This window comes from Nocardia sp. 348MFTsu5.1 (genome assembly GCF_000383535.1).
Taxonomy (GTDB): Bacteria; Actinomycetota; Actinomycetes; order Mycobacteriales; family Mycobacteriaceae; genus Williamsia; species Williamsia faeni.
The window spans coordinates 54,429-72,367 of sequence record NZ_KB911529.1; the positions used below are offsets into that span (position 1 = coordinate 54,429).

Here is a 17,939-nt window from a genome sequence, read left to right on the forward strand (position 1 = left end):
CGCTTAGACTTGGAGATCGTGTTGTCTGTTGTCCCACGTCCCGTCACGGTTCGGGTACCCGCCAAGGTGAATCTGCACCTCGGTGTCGGCCTGCCCCGTCGTGACGGCTATCACGAGCTGACCACCGTGTTTCAGGCGCTGTCCTTGCACGACACCGTCTCGGTCGCCCCGGCCGGCAAACTGTCGATCGTTGTCACGGGGGACAGTGTTCGCGAGGTCCCGCTCGACTCGAGCAATCTGGCGTGGCGCGCGGCCGAGGTGATGTCGCGGGTTGCCGGTCGGCCACCCGAGGTGACGATCACCATCAACAAGGGGATCCCGGTCGCCGGGGGTATGGCCGGTGGCTCGGCCGACGCCGCCGGCACGCTGCTGGCGTTGTCCCGACTGTGGCGCCTCGACATCGACCGCGACACCATGCTGACCCTCGCCGCCGAATTGGGAAGCGACGTACCGTTTTCCCTGCGCGGCGGCACCGCGCTCGGCACCGGCCGGGGCGAAAAGCTCAACACCGTCCTGTCCCGGGGTGAGTACCACTGGGTACTGGCCGTGGCCAAGGAAGGCCTGAGTACCGCGCAGGTGTACCGCGAACTCGACCGGTTGCGCGAGACGAACTCGTCCGCCGACGACACCGGCACCTACACCGAATCTCCCGACGAGCTCCTGCAGGCGCTCGCATCGGGTGACCCACAGAGAGTTGCGACATTGCTACACAACGACATGCAACCGGCAGCGCTGTCCATGCGCCCGGCTCTGCGCCGAACATTGCGCGCCGGGGTCGACGCCGGCGCACTGTCCGGAATCGTCTCCGGATCAGGGCCTACGGTTGCGTTTCTGTGCGCCGATGAGTCCGCCGCGGTGACCACCGCTGCCGAGTTGTCGGGTGCGGGCGTCTGCCGCGGGGTCCGGACCGCATCCGGTCCGGTGGGCGGCGCACGCGTGATCGAGGCGCCGCTGTGACCGCGCCCGGAAAACGGCAGGGTGCCAACCTCATCTCTGTCGAGAAGATCAGCAAGTCGTTCGGCATCAAACCGCTGCTCGAATCGGTGAGTCTGGGCGTGCAAGAGGGCGACCGCATCGGTGTGGTCGGACTCAACGGTGGCGGTAAGACCACGATGCTGGAGATCCTGGCCGGAATCGAGCCGCCCGACGAAGGTCGTGTGGCCCGCGGCACCGGGATGCGGATGGCGGTGGTGACCCAGCGGGGACACCTGCCTCCCGACCAGACCATCGGCCAGATCGTCCTCGGTCCCCTCGATGTCGCCGAACACGAATGGGCCGGAGACGCCCGGATCCGGGCTGTGCTCGCCGGTATCGGCATTGGAGAGCTCGGCTTGGACACCCCGGTCACGGAGTTGTCGGGTGGACAGAGGCGCCGCGTCGCGCTCGCGGCGGCGCTGGTGCAGGAACTCGATCTGCTGATCCTCGACGAGCCGACCAACCACCTCGACCTCGAGGGCATCGCCTGGCTCGCCAACCATCTGGTCAACCGGCGCAGTGCCCTGGTTGTCGTCACCCACGACCGCTGGTTCCTCGACACGGTCGCGACCACCACGTGGGAGGTGCAGAACGGCAAGGTCGAAAGCTACGAGGGTGGCTACAACGACTGGGTGTACGCCCGCGCCGAACGCGGCCGGCTCGCCGATGCCGCCGAAGAACGCCGACAGAACCTGGCGCGCAAAGAACTTGCCTGGCTGCGACGTGGCCCGCCGGCCCGCACATCCAAGCCGAAGTACCGGATCCAGGCTGCCGAAAAACTGATCGCCGATGTCCCTCCGCCGCGAGATTCGGTGGCGCTGGCCAGTTTTGCAAAACGACGTCTCGGAAAAGTCGTCATCGAACTCGAGGACGCGAAGCTCACCACCCCCGACGGCCGCGTCCTGATCGACGATCTGACCTGGCGTCTGGCGCCGGGCGAGCGCATCGGTCTGGTGGGTGTCAACGGTTCGGGTAAGTCGACCATGCTGCGGACCCTTGCCGGCGAACTGCCGCCGGCGACGGGGCGACGCATCGAAGGCCAGACGGTCTCGATCGGCTGGCTGCGTCAGGAACTCGACGACCTACCGGTCGGCATGCGGGTGATCGAGGCGGTCGAAGATGTTGCCGGACATATCGAATTGGGTGGCAAGGACATGTCGGCCGGACAATTGGCCGAACGTCTCGGATTCAGCCCCGCCCGGCAGCGCACACCGGTGGGTGACCTCTCCGGTGGCGAGCGTCGCCGACTGCAGTTGACACGGGTGCTGATGGCGCAACCGAATGTGCTGCTGCTCGACGAGCCCACCAACGACCTCGACATCGACACCCTGCAACAGCTCGAGGATCTCCTCGACAACTGGGCGGGAACGCTGGTGGTCATCAGTCACGACCGGTTCCTGATCGAGCGGATCTGTGAGAGCACCTGGGCGCTGTTCGGTGACGGCAAACTCACCAATCTGCCCGGTGGCATCGAGCAATATCTGACGAAGCTGGCAAACGGGCCGGCTTCGGCGTCGGCAGTACCCTCGACAGGTTCGGCCAAGACCTCCGGCTCCGCCGGCGGACCCGCCAAAGGTTCTGGTGCACAGCGTGATATGGAGAAGGCGCTCAAGAAGGTCGAGCGTCAGGTGCAGCGCCTTGTTGCGCAGGAGGCCGAGATCCACGCCAAGCTCGCTGACGCGGCCACCGCGCAGGACCAGCTCATCGCACTGGGTGTAGAACTGAAATCTGTTGTAGCGCAACGTGAAGCGGCTGAAGAGTCGTGGATGGAACTTGCCGAAGAGCTCGGCTGACGAGGAGAAATCGGTGTCGTTCATCCGTACCAGGGTTGGCAATGGTGTCGGCGAGATCATCCTCGATCGTCCCAAAGCGCTCAACGCGCTCGACCAGACGATGGTCGACGACATGTTTGTCGTCCTGCAGGACTGGGCCGACAATCCCGAGGTGCAGACCGTGCTCGTCACATCGGCGAGCGACCGGGCCTTCTGCGCGGGCGGCGACATCCGGGCAATCCGTGATGCCGTGCTCGCCGGGGACCACACATCCGTGACCCGGTACTTCAGTGCGGAGTATGAACTCGATCAGTTGGTCGCCGACTTCCCGAAGCCGTACATCGCGTTGATCGACGGCCCCGCGCTCGGTGGTGGTCTAGGGATCAGCGTGCACGGCGAGGTCCGGGTGGTCAGTGAGAAGGCGATGATCGCGATGCCGGAAACGGCTATCGGGTTCATGCCGGACGTCGGCTCCACGCACTTCCTGCCGCGACTGCCCTCCGGGGTTGGTCTGTGGCTCGGCCTGACGGGTGCCCGGGTGCGCGGCGGCGACGCGGTGGCCGTGGGTCTGGCGACCCACTACGTGCCCAGCGCCGGGTTCGGTGACCTCGCCGATGACATCCGGTCGGGGATGCCGCTCGCGCAGGCGCTGTCCGGGCGGACTGAATCGGTGTCCGCGACGTCGTTGCCGCTGGCGAAGATCGCCGAATATTTCAGCGACGATCCGGTGGCCGCGATCGTCGGTGGATTGCGCGGTGCCGTCGGCGACGACTGGGCTGCGGAGACCGTGGCCCTGCTCGATGCGGCATCGCCGACCAGCCTGGTGGTCACGGCCGCACTCATCGAACTCGGGGCGCGATCCACGCTCGACGAATGCCTCGAGCGTGAGCTCCACGCGGCCGAGCAGATCACCCGGACCCCGGACTTCGTCGAAGGTGTGCGCGCGGTTCTGGTGGACAAAGACCGCAATGCCGCATTCAGCCCGGCCGAGTTGGCCGACGTCGACCTCGATCTCGTCACCCGCATCATCAGTTGATCTGGCGGAAGAACAACGCGGAATCTCCTACCCGCTTTGTGATTCTCGACACCATGAATGCGTAACTCCACGCGAACCGGCTTCGAGTTGTCCGCGGATTATTTGTATCGTTTTGTGATATTTCGGCCTCGGCAGGCCCGCTTTAGCTGACGAATCATGTGAAACGGATCACGTTGCGCATTTTCGGAGAATCTGCAGCGCACACCGCCTTTCTTGTCTCCCCATTGGCAACACGAGGTGCTGCAAGGGCCCGATCGGGGCATTCTCTATTGGACTTTTCTCAGCTACGTATATCAATCTGTTATCAACCACGAGGCAGGCACAACGTCTGCTACACGGATCAAGTGGAGTAGTTATGCGGATAAATCCCGCATGCGCAATCCGCGGTTTCGTTGCGGTTATCGGGGCTGACACAGCCACCGTCGCCGCCTGAGCGATTCTCGCCTGGACCCTGAGCCAATTGGGTCGGTTGCGGCATGCGCAGGGACGGCAGCGTCCCTTTGTTTCACAAGTTCATTGTCAGCGATGACCGACTTCGCCCGGGGAATGCAGTTGCGCCCCGGTGGTTGTCTGCTGCCCGCCGCCAGGCGGACCGATCACATCAGGAACCAGTTATATGTTCGCTTCTTCGAAATTGCTCTTGCGCGCCCGGGTCGGCGCATCACGCACCCACGTCCGCATCGTCGGGGGCGCCGCCACGCTGGCGATTGCCGCCACGATCACCGCAGGGGCGATCGTCACCGCCGAGCCCGCGAGCGCCGAGCAGCCTGCCGCAGCCACTACTCCTGCCCCCGCCACGACCGAGAATGCGCCGGTGTCAGTGCCGGCGCCCGTGTCCCCGGTGGTGCCTTCACCTCCGGCCGCGGTGCAGAAGGCAGCGCGCGAGCCCGTCGTCGTGGTACCGGCACCGCCGCCTCCGCCGGTGTATGAAGACAACCTCGACGGCTGGATCCGTCAGTCGCTCGACATCTTGGCCTCGAACAACATCCCGGCGAGCTATGACGGGATCATGCGCAATGTCATGCGCGAGTCGACCGGCAACCCGCAGGCCATCAATCTGTATGACTCGAATGCCGCAGCCGGTATCCCCTCCAAGGGGCTGCTTCAGGTGATCGACCCGACCTTCGCGGCCTACCATGTGGAAGGCACCGCGTTCGACATCTGGAATCCGGTCTCGAACATCGTCGCCGCGTGCAACTACGCGGCGCACAACTACGGCTCCATGGACAACGTCAACTCCGCATACTAAAGACCGCGCGGCGGACGCTGATCTGCGATTCGCCGTATTGCCGAGCGCCCGCCGTTGTTGTGGCCTACGCTCGCGGGAAGCAATGGGTCGTTTGACCCACTCGTGAGCGGGCTGGGGGCAGCGGTGGCACGGATGCCGGTGGACGTACGGCGTGATCTGCTGGTTCGCGCTGCGTTCCGGGTCATTGCCGACCACGGGGTGGAAGCGGCGACCACTCGCAGGATCTGCGCGGAGGCCGACATGTCCCTCGCGAGCTTTCACTACGCATTCGAGTCCCGGGACGAACTGCTGGCCGAGCTCGTCGCCCGGGGTACCTCCGATGAACAGGCGTCGATCATCGCGCCCCTGGCACCCCCGGACACATCCGAGGCCGCCGACGCTGCCGAGTGGAAGCTTCCGGACGACATCGGTGCGCTGATCAAGGCCGGACTGACGTCATATCTGGACAGCGTGATCGCCGACCCCGGGCGTGAGGCGGCGATGATCACACTCGCCCAATACGCTCGACGCACCAAAGGTCTCGAACACTTCGCCACCCGCCTGTACACCCGCTACTACGAAATCGCGCAGACATCGCTGGAGGCGGCAGCCACGGCGATGGGTGCCACCTGGGCCACGGATCCGGAGTATCTGGCGCCGCTGGTGGTCGCAGCGACCGACGGCCTGACGCTGGCCTACCTCAACACCGGTGACCGGGTGATTGCCGAACGCATCATCGACGCCACGGTGGCCGCGCTTCTCGGGCACCTGGCAGAGACGCCGGCGCCATGATTCCGGACCTCTCCGTGACCGACCTCGACCTGGCCGCATCGGCGATGCGCCCTGATTGGCCCTGGTCGGCCGACCCCGAATGTTATTGGGGCGCAATAGACAAGGCCGTTCGGGACCATGGTGACCCGGATGGTCCGGTCGCGGTCCTGGAGCTGACCGCACTACGCCACAATGTGGCCGATCTCCGTTCGCGGGCCGGCGGGGTACCGATCCGGGTGGCGTCGAAGTCACTCCGGGTCAGGTCTGTCATCGAGCAGATCCTCGCGGTGGACGGGTTCGCCGGTGTGCTCGCCTACGATGTGGCAGAAGCACATTGGCTGGCCACCGCCGGCAACGTCCGCGATGTGCTCGTCGGCTACCCCAGTACCAGTCGGCACGCGATATCCTGCCTGGCGGCCGATCCCGTTGCCGCAGAGCGGGTCACGCTCCTCGTCGACTCGGTCGAGCAACTCGACCTCATCGAGTCCGCGGTGTCCGGGGCGGGCGGTCCGGTGCGGATCGCCATCGACCTCGATGCCTCGTACCGGGCCCCACTACTCGGGCACGTCGGCGTTCGCAGATCTCCGATCCGGACCGTCGCCGACGCGGTCTGCCTGGCCACCGCGATCGTCAATCGGCCCGGGATGACACTGGTCGGGTTGATGTCCTATGAGGCGCAGGTGGCCGGAGTCGGCAATGAGGTCGACGGAAAACGACTGCGTAACAATGTCATCAACGACATCCAGCGGCGTTCGATGGACGAACTGATCACCCGCCGGGCAGACGTGGTTGCCGCACTCGGGCAGATCGCCGATCTCGAGTTCGTCAACGCCGGCGGCACCGGATCGATCGAAGCCACGGCTGCCGACGCGTCGGTGACCGACATCGCGGCCGGCAGCGGGTTCTTCGGCGGTCACCTCTTCGACTGCTACGCGCACTTCAAACCGGCCCCGGCGATGACCTTCGGCCTGTCGGTGGTCCGGATACCGGCCCGCGGAATCGTCACCTGCCACGGCGGCGGTTGGATCGCGTCGGGTCCGCCGGGTGCGGACCGGTTGCCGCTGCCGACGTGGCCGCCGGGCCTGAGCTACCTCAGCCGCGAGGCCGCCGGTGAGGTCCAGACGCCGCTGCGGGGCAAGTCTGCGCACACGATGTCGGTAGGGGACCGGGTGTGGTTGCGGCACACGAAGTCCGGGGAACTGAGTGAGCACGTCAACACCATCCTCGTGGTCGATCAGGGTGCGGTGGTCGGTGAACTGCCGAGCTATCGCGGCGAAGGCAAGCAGTTTTTGTGAGCGGCCCGCCGGTGTGGCGCAATTGGGGCGGCACGGAATCCGTGACGCCACAGCGTGTGGCCGCGCCACGCGATGCGCAGGAGGTCGCGGCGTTGATCGTCGAGGCACGCGAGCTCGGGACCACGGTCAAACCGGTCGGGTCGGGTCACAGCTTCAGCGCGGTCGCAGTGGCACCGGGTGTCCAGGTCGACATGTCCGCGATGCGCGGACTGGTCGCGGTCGATGCCGCTGCCGGGCAGGTGGCGCTGCGGGCCGGAACAACATTGCATCAGATCCCGGAACTCCTTGCGCCGCATGGGTTGGCGATGCCCAACCTCGGGGATGTCGATGCGCAGACGATCTCTGGCGCGACTGCCACGGGAACACACGGAACCGGGCTGGGATTCGGTGGGCTCAGTACCCAGATCGTCGGGTTGAAGCTGGTGACGGGTACCGGTGAACTGCTGACGGTAGGGCCGGAGCGGTCGAGGCTGCTGGCGGCGACCGCGCTGGGGCTCGGTGCGCTCGGCGTGGTCACCGAGATCACGCTGCAGTGTGTTCCGGCGTTTTCCCTGAGGGCCCAGGAGCGTCCGGAGCGGGTCGACGAGGTCATCGAGTCGTTCCTCCACAATGTCGAAACCCATGACCACTACGAGTTCTTCTGGTTTCCGCACACGGGACATGCGCTGACCAAATCCAACACCCGGGTACCGGTGGAGACACCGCGATCAGGCCCGGGGAGCCTGCGGCGCTACATCGATGACGAACTGATCAGCAATCAGCTGTTCCGGGGGACGTGCGCGCTCGGTGCCCGGTTCCCGGCAGTGGTACCGAAGTTGAATTCCCTTGCGGGCAATGTCCTGTCGCCGCGAACGTACACAGACAGCTCGACAAAGGTGTTCGTGTCGTCGCGCACCGTGCGGTTCCGGGAGATGGAATACGCGGTTCCACTCGAGCGGGTTCCAGCTGCACTCGGTGAGATCCGCCGGCTGATCGAGAAGCAGCGATACCGGATCAGCTTCCCGATCGAGGTCCGTGCGGCCGCAGCCGACGATCTGATGTTGTCGACAGCGGCCGGCCGCACGAGCGGCTACATCGCGGTCCATCGATACCACGGCGACGCGCAGGACAGTTACTTCGACGAGGTCGAACAGATCATGGTCGCCCACGGCGGTCGGCCACATTGGGGGAAGATGCACACGCGAGACCGTGCATATCTCCGATCGGTGTACCCGAGATTCGATGAATTCCTCGCGGTACGACGAGAACTCGATCCAGACGGAGTCTTCGAGAATCCATATCTGGCGTCTGTGCTCGGCAGGGGCGACTAGCAGGGAACCAAAAGGGGTGGGCATGAACGGTGTTGGACCACAGCTGTCGAGGCGTCAGATGCTCGGCACCATGGCGGCAGGCACGGTTGTCGCGGGGGTAGGCGGAACATTCGCCGCGACCGGGCCCGGTGCGGCCGGCGCCGATCCGGCCGGCGGATATCTGGTGGGCGCCGGGCGGGCCGATATGACCGGAGCCGTCGCGGGGCAGGGGATGATGGGCTATTCGCAACCTTCGCAGGTTGCCGAGGGGCTCCATATGCGTTACTGGGCAAGGGCTTACATCATCGTCGACAACTCCACGGGCAACCGGGTCGTCTTCGTCACGGCCGATTCGGCCTGCCTGTTCGAGTCGATCCACTTCGGCGTGCTGGCACAGCTGAAGTCCCGGTTCGGTGCGCTCTACACCGAGTCGAACGTCAACCTCAACGCCACACACAATCACAATTCCTGCGGCGGGACGGCCTGGGACTACGCGTATTCCCTGGCCGCGTTCGGATTCAAGAAGAACTCGTATCAGGCCGAGGTCGATGGGATATTCGACGCCATCTGCCGGGCGCACGAATCGCTGGGCCCCGGGACGATCAGCCTGGGCCGCGGCGAACTCCACAACGCCAGCGCGCAACGATCCCGATCGGCCTTCGACCTGAACCCCGACCCGGACAAACGGGCTTTCCCCGGAGGGATCGACCCGGCGGTCACGGTGCTTCGACTCAGCCAGGGCGGCAGCGACATCGGTGTCATCACCTGGTTTTCCACCCACGGCACGTCGATGGCCGATCACAACAGGCTGATCACCGTCGACAACAAGGGTTATGCGAGCCACCGATGGGAACTCGACGAACCGGGTGTGGTGGCGGCATTTCCGCAGACCAACGCGGGGGACATGACACCCAATCTGGATCTGGTTCCGTTCTCACCGTCGGGGCCGACCAAGGACAACCGGGCCAACTGCGCGATCATCGGTGAACGCCAGTACCAAGCCGGACGGGACGCGTACGCGAATGCATCGGGTATGGCGCGGGCTGGTGTGGATTCGGTGATCTCGTACGTGGACTTCTCCGATGTCGCGATCGACGGTTCCTACACACCCGACGGGAAGCCGGCCCGGACGTCGCCGGCGATGATGGGTGCCGGTGCGGCGGCGACGAGCACCGAGGACAATTTCGAGCAGCCATTGCCGTTCTTCTATGAGGGGCAGGTCAACCCGTTGGTCGCTGCGTTGGGCGGGCTCGATGCCCCGATTTCACCCTGGATTCGAGACGTGCAGACGCCCAAGCTGATCGTCGCACCTCTGGGGCTGCTGCCGCCGGCGCCGTGGATCCCGCAGGTGATGCCGATCCAGATCATGCGTATCGGCGATCTGGTGCTTGCTGCTGCGCCGGCGGAGTTCACGATCGTCTCGGGGCTGCGGGTGCGGCAGATCGTGGCGGGGTCGCTGCGGGTGCCGATCGACAACGTCCTGTTGCAGGGTTTCTCCAACGGATACAGCCAGTACGTCACAACACCCGAAGAGTATGTGGCACAACAGTATGAAGGTGGTGAAACCCAGTTCGGGCGGTGGACGCTGCCGGCGTACATGCAGAGCTTCGACAAACTGGCCGGAGCATTGGCCTCGGGAACCGTGCCGGCCCGTGGTCCGGCGCCGCTGAACAAGTCGGGATTCCAACCGGACCTGGTGCCGGCGCCCCCACCGGATGCGCCAATCGCCGGCCATCAGTACGGGGACGTACTCAAGGCGCCGAACTCCGGATACCGCGCCGGTGAGACGGTTTCGGTCGACTTCGTCGGGGCGCATCCGAACAACAACCTGCGCCGCGCAGACACCTACGTCGCGGTCGAACAGTGGATCGACGGACAGTGGCAGCGCATTCTCGACGACAACGCGTGGTCGACGGAATTGCATTGGTCGCGGCCACCGGGAGGTCTGGATACCTCGGTGATCACCATTGTGTGGAACACCGATGCCGGAACGGCGGGGCGTTACCGGCTCCTGTACTACGGCGATCATCGCACCGGTGCCGGAAAGATCCACGGATTCACCGGCACCTCCGCCGCGTTTGACGTCAACACCTGAGCCGCAGACCTTTTCAGGCTGCGAGTTGTCAGGGCGCGGCGGTGAACCATCCCGACACCGTGGCCGTCGCCAGGGGTGCCGAGGTGGGCGGTTCGGGCTCGGGGTCGTCCAGCGGGGCAAAGGGATTGCCGAACACCGCGGTTGTGGTGGGGCAGGAGAACGCACCGGAGACACCGGCGCTCGACAGCGCGGTCAGTTCCACACTGCAGCCCTCGCCCTGGTAGGTGGTTCCGTCGATCGCCACCGTCACCCGGGCGTTGACGTCCGTCTGCTGGGTGAGGTCGCCGACCAGCATCTCGATGGTCACGCCGTCTGAGCCGGGGCCTTTGAACAGGAACAACAGACTGTCGATAGGGACGGCGGGATCAAGGTTGCCCCACCGTGGATAGCTGTAGCAGTGGGAGTCCTGTCCTGGCAGTGCCAAGGAAACCGTCGCCGAGCCGGAGCCGAAGGCGAAGTCCTGCAGACTGTGTTCGACCGGCCCGCCGGGTGGTGACTCCTCGCATCGGGCTTGCGCGACACTGGCGCTCACCGTTGATGTCGGGGCCACTGAGCTGGTCGATGGCGGTGCTGACGCGTCGTCCGAAGGTTCGGCCGCAGTGCCGCAACCGGCCAGTGCCGCCGCACAACTGACAATGCCGGCGGTGAGGACGGCAACCGACCGGCGCATCAATCTGCTGCCGCCACCAACGGTTCGAGGGTGAGGTCGGCGTGTTCCTTCTCGATGTACTGCAGGCGCCACTTGTCGCTGACCAGAGCCAGCAACGCGCCGTCGCTGCGAGTGAAGACCTCGACACCACGCTGCCGGTTCAATTCGTCGACGCTGGTCTCATCGGTGCGGCGGGCCAACGTGTAGGGCAGGGGCTCGAACCGGGCATCGACCCCGAACTCGGTTTTCATCCGGGCCGTCACGACCTCGAACTGCATCGGGCCGACCGCTGCGAGCACCGGGGCGGCGTCTCCGCGAATCTCGTTGCGCAGCACCTGCACAACACCTTCGGAATCGAGCTGATCGATGGCCTTGCGGAACTGCTTGTACTTACCCGCCGAGTCGGCCCGGCAGATCGAGAAGTGTTCGGGAGCAAACGACGGGATCGGTGGGTACTGCACCTTGACGTCGGTGAACAGCGTGTCGCCGGGAGCCAGCGCCATGGCGTTGACCAGGCCGACCACATCGCCGGGATACGCGGTGTCGACGGTCGAGCGGTCGCGGCCGAACACCGCCTGCGCGTACTTGGTGGCGAAGGGTTTACCGGTCTGGGCGTGCGTGACGACCATCCCACGTTCGAACTCACCGGAGACGATGCGCATGTAGGCCAGGCGATCTCGGTGCGACGAGTCCATGCCGGCCTGCACCTTGAACACGACCGCGCTGAACGGGTCGGTGACCTCGCGGACGGTGTCGTCGATCGCGGTGCGGCCCTCGGGCGGGGGAGCGAGCTCCACCAGGGTTGAAAGAAGCTGCCGCACACCGAAATTGAGCATCGCCGAGGCGAAGATCATCGGGGAGGTCTGTCCGGCGAGGAACATTTCCTGATCGTGGTCCTGACCCATCGCGGTGAGGAGTTCGCTCTCCTCGACCGCGGTGGTCCATTCGTCGCCCTCTTTCGCCAGTGCGGCGTCGGGGCTCAGGCGTTCTTCGGGTGCGATGGTGGCACCACCGGCGGTGCGGGTGAAGCGGATGTACTCACCGGTGCGGCGGTCGAGCAGTCCCCGGAAGTCGCCGGCGATACCGACCGGGAAGTACAGCGGGGTGGGGGTCAGGCCGATGCGCTCGGTGATCTCGTCGATCAGTTCGAGTGGTGTCTGGCCCGGACGGTCCCACTTGTTGATGATGGTGATGATCGGGATGCCCCGGTGTCGACAGACCTGGAACAGCTTGAGCGTCTGCGGTTCGAGGCCCTTCGCGGCGTCGATCAGCATGACGGCGGCATCGACGGCCGTCAGGACGCGGTAGGTGTCCTCGGAGAAGTCGGCGTGGCCGGGAGTGTCGACGAGGTTGATCACGTTGACCACGTCATCGCCTTCGAGGCGGTAGTTGAACTGCAGCGCGGTCGAACTCACCGAGATGCCGCGAGCCTTCTCCATCTCCATCCAGTCGGAGACGGTGGAGCGGCGTCCGGCCTTGCCGTGAATGGCGCCCGCCTCGCTGATCATCCGGGCATGCAGAGCCAGTGCCTCGGTCATCGTGGACTTACCGGCGTCGGGGTGGGAGATGATCGCAAAGGTGCGGCGACGCGCCACCTCGCGCGCCACCGTGGCCCGAACTGGTGCGGAACCGGTACCGGACGACGTGCTGGCTTCAGAACTCACGTGGAAAGGTTACAGACCTCGCCCTATGCAGGACCAATCGCCACTTCCCGGCCATCTCCGCCGACCGAGCCGATTGGCACACTCGACGGTGTTTGAGGCACGGTCGGCGGTGATGTCGGCACGCTCGGCGGAGGGACGGGGGCGGGGTGGTGTGGTGGCTACTCGAAGGGGACGGGCGGGAGCTTGACCACCTGGGCGGCGTAGCTCAGGCCGGCGCCGTAGCCGAGAAGGAGGGCGGTGTCACCGGGCTTGGCCTTACCGGTCGACAGCAGGTCCTCCATCGCCAGCGGGATCGATGCCGCCGAGGTGTTGCCGGTGTGCTCGATGTCGTTGGCGACAACCGCGCCTTCGCGCAGTTTGAGGCCGCGCGCCAGCAGGTCGTTGATACGGGAGTTGGCCTGGTGCGGCACGAATACGTCGAGTTCCTGCGCGTCGATCTTGGCGGCGTCGAGCGCGCGCTGCCCGGCCTTGCCCATCTCGAACGCGGCCCAGCGGAAGACGCTCGTGCCCTCCATGCGCAGGTAGGGGCGCTGCACGCGGTCGCCTTCGAGGAAGGTCAGCCAGTCGATGTCCTGGCGGATGGCGTCGTACTGCGAACCGTCGCTGCCCCAGACGACCGGGCCGACACCCTGCTCCTTGGCGGCGCCGAGCACCACTGCGCCCGCACCGTCGCCGAAGATGAAGCAGTTGCCGCGATCGGTCATGTCGAGGGCGACCGAGAGCTGCTCCGAGCCGATGACCAGCACGCTCGAGGCGCTGCCGGCACGGATCATGTCCGAGCCGATGCCCATGGCGTATCCGAAGCCGGCGCAACCCACTGTCACGTCGAAGGCCGGGACGCCGTTGGCGCCGAGTGCGGTGGCGACGGCGGTGGCCGCGCCCGGGGTCAGGAGCAGGTGCGTGTTGGTCGCAACGATCACCGCGTCGATGTCCGAGCCGCTGAGCAGCGCGTTGGCGATGGCCTTGCGACCCGAGTCGATCGCCATCGTGGTGACGGACTCGCCGGGTCCACAGAAGCGGCGGGTCTTGATGCCGGTGCGGGTGTAGATCCACTCATCGCTGGAATCGATGTGTTCGCAGATCTCCTCGTTGGTGACCACGCGATCCGGTCGGTAGGCGCCGATGCCGAGTATCCCGACGTTGTTGATTCCGGTCTGGTCAGCGATGACTGGCATTGGATTCCTCTTTTCAGGGCGGCCTTGATCTGTGTATCAGCCGGCTGGTGGTGCTCATACAGGCTAGTTCAGCCCGATGTCGATGACGGAAGCCACCTCACCAGGCATGAACGCGGTTCTGTGCGTCCTCGAGGCTGTACTCAATCAGCAACTCGATGGCATCCGCCGCGTTTTCGAGAAGGAGGGGCACTTCGGCCCGTTCGGTGGTCGCGAAGGGTTTCAGGACGAAGTCGGCGGGGTCCTGACGACCCGGCGGACGACCGACACCGAGACGAACCCGCAGGTAATCCTTGGTGCCGATGACCTGGGAGATCGACCGCAACCCGTTGTGGCCGCCCTCGCCGCCGCCACGTTTGAGCCGGACCGCACCGAAGTCGATGTCGAGTTCGTCGTGCACCACGATCAGCGACTGCGGTGCGGCGGAATAGAAGGCAGCGAGTGGTCCGACCTGACGTCCGGACTCGTTCATGAAACAGGTGGGCTTGGCCAGGACAACCTGGTGACCGGCCAGCCGGCCGACGGCCACGGCTGCACCGGACTTCTTGTGGGCCTTGAACTTCTCGCCGATCTTGCCGGCCAGATGGTCGACAGCCATCGCGCCCACATTGTGGCGGGTCTTCTCATAGCGGCTGCCGGGATTGCCCAGCCCGACAATCACGATGGGATCTGTCACCGGGCCATTCTGTCATCCGGTGTCAGCAGTGCCTCGGCGGTCCGGCGCGCGAGCGTCGATGCGTCGCTCTGGGCTCCTGCTGTCCGGGTCACGATGCTGCCCTCGTGGAGCAGTGTCAGTTGTCCGGCCAGGAAGTGCGGATCGTCGTATTCGCCTGCAGTGCAGATGTGTTCGAACAGCTCGCGCACCCATGTCTTCTCCTCGATGATCACCGCGACACCGGGATGCTCGGTGCCGCCGAGTTCGGCGTAGGCGTTGATGAATCCGCAGCCACGCACCCACGAGTCCATCCATTGGTCGGTGGCATCGAATACCGCCAGCGCCTGTTCACGTCCGGGGCTCTGCGCAGCGGTGCGGTCGAGCACAAACGATCTCCACTGCAGGCTCCGGCGGCGCAGATACGCGACGATCAGTCCGTCCTTGGACCCGAAGCGGTCGTAGATCGTCTTCTTGGTGGTACCGGCAGACTCAGCGATCGATTCGACTCCGACGGCGTGGATCCCACGGCTGTAGAACAGGGCCGCGGCGGCGGTCAGGATGCGATCGGCGGCCGGCGTCATCGGCGCCTCGATCGGCACTCGTAGTGCGGCGACGGGACTCATCGGTGTCCTCTCGATCGGTTGGGGCAACGTGCGGTCGAAAATATACTGCAAGTATACCGACCGGTGTGTTTACCTGGCTGCATGATCAAAGCATCCATCCTGCTGGTGCTCCTGTGGAGTTCGGGATACCTCGGTGCCGAACTCGCGTCCAGGCATTCGTCGTGGCATATGTTGCTCGGCTGCCGCTTTGTCCTCGCCGCGGCACTGCTGGCCGGGTTCTGTGCGGTCCAGCAGGTTCGGTCGACAAGAGCAGCGGAGCCCGACCGATTTCGCATGACCCGGCACGGGGTCGCGCGACAGGTCGCGTTGGGTGTGGTGATGCAGGGGATGTATCTCGGTGCGATCGGCGCCGCTGTCCAGGCCGGCCTCAGCGCCGGGATCACCGCGCTGATCTGTTCACTGCAGCCGCTGGTGGTCGCGGCCGCAGCCTTGCCGATACTCGGGGAGCGGATCGGCAGTCGTGAGTGGTGTGGACTCGTTGTCGGGATTGTGGGCGTCGGGATCGTCGTCGGCGGAAAGCTGACGGCCGGTGGAGCGCCGTGGTGGGCTTATCTACTGTGCATGTTCGGGATGTCGGCACTGGTCAGTGGGACGCTGGCGCAACGGAAGCTGAATGCACCCGAGCCGCTGGCGGTGGCGCTGGCCATCCAGTGCGGGGTAGGCGCGGTGTTCTTCTGGACCGTGAATGTGATGGTGGGCGACGTGGTTCCGCCGCTGACAATCGACTTCGCCGGCTCGCTGCTCTGGGTTGTCGCGTTGTCGACCTTCGGCGGATGGGGCGCCTATATGTGGGTCAATCGTGAGGCCGGTCCGATGCACGTGAGCACCCTGCTGTTGCTGGTGCCGCCCACGACAATGCTGATCGCCTGGCCGATGTTCGGTGATGCGATCGGGCACTGGGAGATCGTCGGAGTGGTGGTGAGCGCGCTCGGAGTGGCGATCAAACTGGTCGGGACATCGGCGCGGACCGGACCGATGGCGAAACAGCTGGGCACAGAAAAAACTCCGGCCCGCGACACCGAAGTGTGCGGGCCGGAGCTGGTACAGCGTGTGGGGGACTGATCCCTACTCTGCTGCGGGAGCTTCCTCAGCAGATTCTGCCGGCGCGTCGGTGTCCGACTCGGTGTCGGCCTTCTGTGCCTCGTTGATGGCAACGATCAGGGTCTCGGGGTCCGAGATCAGGGTGACACCCTCGGGCAGCTCGATGTCGCCGGCGGTGATGGTGGTGCCGGTCTGGGCACCCTCGACCGACACGGTGAGGTGCTCGGGGATCGACAGTGCGTCGGCCTCGATCTCGATGACGCTGGCGTCGTTGGTGACCAGGCTGCCGGAGACGGCCTCGCCCTCGACCAGGATCGCGACCTCGACGGTGACCTTCTCGCCCTTGCGGATGATGACGAAGTCGGTGTGCTCGATGTAGTTGCGGATCGGATGAACGTCGACCTGCTTGGGCAGCGCAAGCTGCTTCTCGCCCTCGATGTCGAGTTCGATGATGGCGTTGAGGCCGTTGTTACGCAGGATGGCTGCGAACTCGCGGGCCGGGACGCTCAGGTGCTGGGGGTCGGCGCCGTGGCCGTACAGAACGGCGGGGACGTTGCCGGCGCGGCGCGCACGACGAGCGGCACCCTTGCCTTTTTCGGTGCGGACGGTGACAGCAAGCGTGCTGGCGACATTGGCGGTTGCCATGAGATGACTCCTCGATCGGGTAACTGGGTTCGGGCCCGACAAGTTACCGAGGACAGCCACAGTGCACCCAAGAGGGAGAACTACGCCGCGCCGATTACGGTGACCCTGGGTCACCCTCGCCGAGACAACGGCGCAAACTATACCGCAGCTGCGCAGAATTCCCGATTCGGTCGTTCTACCTGCTGTTTCTCCGGCGGTGTCGTACGGTGCCGAGTACCCTCGGGCGGCATGACGGGGAACACAGAAGCAGAAATCACGCAGGCGGGGAACACACCGGTGGCAATCACGCCGTCGGACACGGTCCGGAGTTTTCTCGACGCGTGGGCGTTGGACGACCATCTATCGGCGTTGGCGCTGGTCGATCCGGACATCGAGTACGCGAACGTCGGCTATAGCTTCATGCGCGGCAAGAAGCGCCTTGCCGGCATGCTGTCGTCGATGGCCAAGACGCACATGGGTTTCGGGGTGAAGTGGGTCAACATCACCTCCGATGGACAGGTCGTGATGACCGAACGCATCGACGAACTCTCACTCGGCAGGTTCCGGGCGCAGTTCTGGGTCTGCGGTCGATTCGAGGTCGAGGGCGGACTGATCACGGTGTGGCGTGACTACTTCGACATGGTCGACGTGTTGAAGGGGTCGCTGCGGGGTCTGGTCGCGATCGCGTTTCCGCGGATTCAGAAGCCGCTGCCGAAGCCGTCTGCGAAGTAACCTCAGGCGACAAACGCAGAACCACCCGCTTCAGTCATTTCCACACGTTGCACCCTCCCTGCCACCCTGGTTGTAAGACACCAGGAGTGGTAAGGGTGGTGGGGATGGAGTGTGCAATGGATTTGTTGAATACCCCGATCGATGTGCCGATAGGGAGGTCAGCGAAGGGTTATCGTTCGTTCCCGGTCGCGTTCCGGATTGAGTTCCTGCAACGCTGGGACCTAGCGGTGCAGCGCGGCGCCAAGACCCGGTTGATGCGTGAATACAGCCTGACCCGGGCGACCGTGCGAGAGTGGTTACAGGCCCGCGAGTCCGGTG

The 17,939-nt window shown here is 65.2% G+C and carries 16 protein-coding genes and 1 pseudogene; 11 read left to right on the forward strand and 6 right to left on the reverse strand.

Annotation, left to right across the window (positions count from 1 at the left end):
- Window positions 1-9 precede the first annotated feature (9 nt).
- The 8 genes from H290_RS0126190 (at window position 10) to H290_RS0126225 (ending at window position 10,461) form a co-directional block, all read left to right on the forward strand.
- On the forward strand, window positions 10-957 hold the full coding sequence (locus H290_RS0126190) for a 4-(cytidine 5'-diphospho)-2-C-methyl-D-erythritol kinase (RefSeq protein ID WP_020109832.1): 948 nt from the start codon (window positions 10-12) through the stop codon (window positions 955-957).
- Window positions 954-2,768 (forward strand): ABC-F family ATP-binding cassette domain-containing protein, encoded by a 1,815-nt coding sequence (locus tag H290_RS0126195; protein WP_020109833.1) that lies wholly within the window; start codon window positions 954-956, stop codon window positions 2,766-2,768. Before H290_RS0126190 ends, H290_RS0126195 begins: the two co-directional genes overlap by 4 nt.
- 13 nt (window positions 2,769-2,781) lie before the next feature.
- On the forward strand, window positions 2,782-3,783 hold the full coding sequence (locus tag H290_RS0126200; RefSeq protein ID WP_028463721.1) for an enoyl-CoA hydratase/isomerase family protein: 1,002 nt from the start codon (window positions 2,782-2,784) through the stop codon (window positions 3,781-3,783).
- Window positions 3,784-4,399: 616 nt separating this feature from the next.
- Window positions 4,400-5,032, forward strand: coding sequence for a transglycosylase SLT domain-containing protein (locus tag H290_RS0126205; RefSeq protein ID WP_020109835.1), 633 nt, complete (start codon window positions 4,400-4,402; stop codon window positions 5,030-5,032).
- A gap of 132 nt (window positions 5,033-5,164) precedes the next feature.
- Window positions 5,165-5,803 (forward strand): TetR/AcrR family transcriptional regulator, encoded by a 639-nt coding sequence (locus H290_RS0126210; RefSeq protein ID WP_036520396.1) that lies wholly within the window; start codon window positions 5,165-5,167, stop codon window positions 5,801-5,803.
- A gap of 44 nt (window positions 5,804-5,847) precedes the next feature.
- Entirely contained in the window at window positions 5,848-7,077 is a 1,230-nt protein-coding gene (locus tag H290_RS0126215) for an alanine racemase (RefSeq protein ID WP_036520400.1), read from the forward strand.
- The gene (locus H290_RS0126220) at window positions 7,074-8,387 is read left to right on the forward strand and encodes a D-arabinono-1,4-lactone oxidase (RefSeq protein WP_020109838.1); all 1,314 of its coding nucleotides are present in this window, start codon (window positions 7,074-7,076) and stop codon (window positions 8,385-8,387) included. The genes H290_RS0126215 and H290_RS0126220 overlap by 4 nt, the downstream gene beginning before the upstream one ends.
- 22 nt (window positions 8,388-8,409) lie before the next feature.
- A complete protein-coding gene (locus tag H290_RS0126225; protein WP_036520365.1) occupies window positions 8,410-10,461 on the forward strand; it encodes a neutral/alkaline ceramidase in 2,052 nt (683 codons plus the stop codon).
- A gap of 28 nt (window positions 10,462-10,489) precedes the next feature.
- Here the strand turns inward: H290_RS0126225 and H290_RS0126230 are convergent, their stop codons facing one another.
- The 5 genes from H290_RS0126230 to H290_RS0126250 form a co-directional block, all read right to left on the reverse strand.
- The gene (locus tag H290_RS0126230) at window positions 10,490-11,131 is read right to left on the reverse strand and encodes a hypothetical protein (RefSeq protein ID WP_020109840.1); all 642 of its coding nucleotides are present in this window, start codon (window positions 11,129-11,131) and stop codon (window positions 10,490-10,492) included.
- A complete protein-coding gene (locus H290_RS0126235; RefSeq protein WP_255327778.1) occupies window positions 11,131-12,717 on the reverse strand; it encodes a peptide chain release factor 3 in 1,587 nt (528 codons plus the stop codon). Before H290_RS0126235 ends, H290_RS0126230 begins: the two co-directional genes overlap by 1 nt.
- A gap of 215 nt (window positions 12,718-12,932) precedes the next feature.
- Window positions 12,933-13,949 (reverse strand): beta-ketoacyl-ACP synthase III, encoded by a 1,017-nt coding sequence (locus H290_RS0126240; RefSeq protein ID WP_020109842.1) that lies wholly within the window; start codon window positions 13,947-13,949, stop codon window positions 12,933-12,935.
- 97 nt (window positions 13,950-14,046) lie between these two features.
- Entirely contained in the window at window positions 14,047-14,622 is a 576-nt protein-coding gene (gene pth / locus H290_RS0126245; protein ID WP_020109843.1) for an aminoacyl-tRNA hydrolase, read from the reverse strand.
- Complete coding sequence (locus H290_RS0126250; protein WP_020109844.1) at window positions 14,619-15,224, reverse strand: TetR/AcrR family transcriptional regulator; 606 nt, start codon at window positions 15,222-15,224, stop codon at window positions 14,619-14,621. Before H290_RS0126250 ends, pth begins: the two co-directional genes overlap by 4 nt.
- A gap of 81 nt (window positions 15,225-15,305) precedes the next feature.
- On the opposite strand from H290_RS0126250, the gene H290_RS29865 reads away from it, so the two are divergent.
- Window positions 15,306-16,286: a DMT family transporter gene (locus H290_RS29865; RefSeq protein WP_020109845.1), complete on the forward strand. Its 981-nt coding sequence runs from the start codon at window positions 15,306-15,308 to the stop codon at window positions 16,284-16,286.
- Window positions 16,287-16,289: 3 nt separating this feature from the next.
- On the opposite strand, the gene H290_RS0126260 is transcribed toward H290_RS29865, so the two are convergent.
- Window positions 16,290-16,910, reverse strand: coding sequence for a 50S ribosomal protein L25/general stress protein Ctc (locus H290_RS0126260; RefSeq protein WP_020109846.1), 621 nt, complete (start codon window positions 16,908-16,910; stop codon window positions 16,290-16,292).
- A gap of 228 nt (window positions 16,911-17,138) precedes the next feature.
- Here H290_RS0126260 and H290_RS0126265 point away from each other — a divergent pair, with 228 nt between their 5' ends.
- On the forward strand, window positions 17,139-17,621 hold the full coding sequence (locus H290_RS0126265) for a limonene-1,2-epoxide hydrolase family protein (protein WP_020109847.1): 483 nt from the start codon (window positions 17,139-17,141) through the stop codon (window positions 17,619-17,621).
- A 116-nt stretch (window positions 17,622-17,737) separates the two neighbouring features.
- Window positions 17,738-17,939, forward strand: a pseudogene (locus H290_RS0126270) (hypothetical protein); the annotation flags it as partial.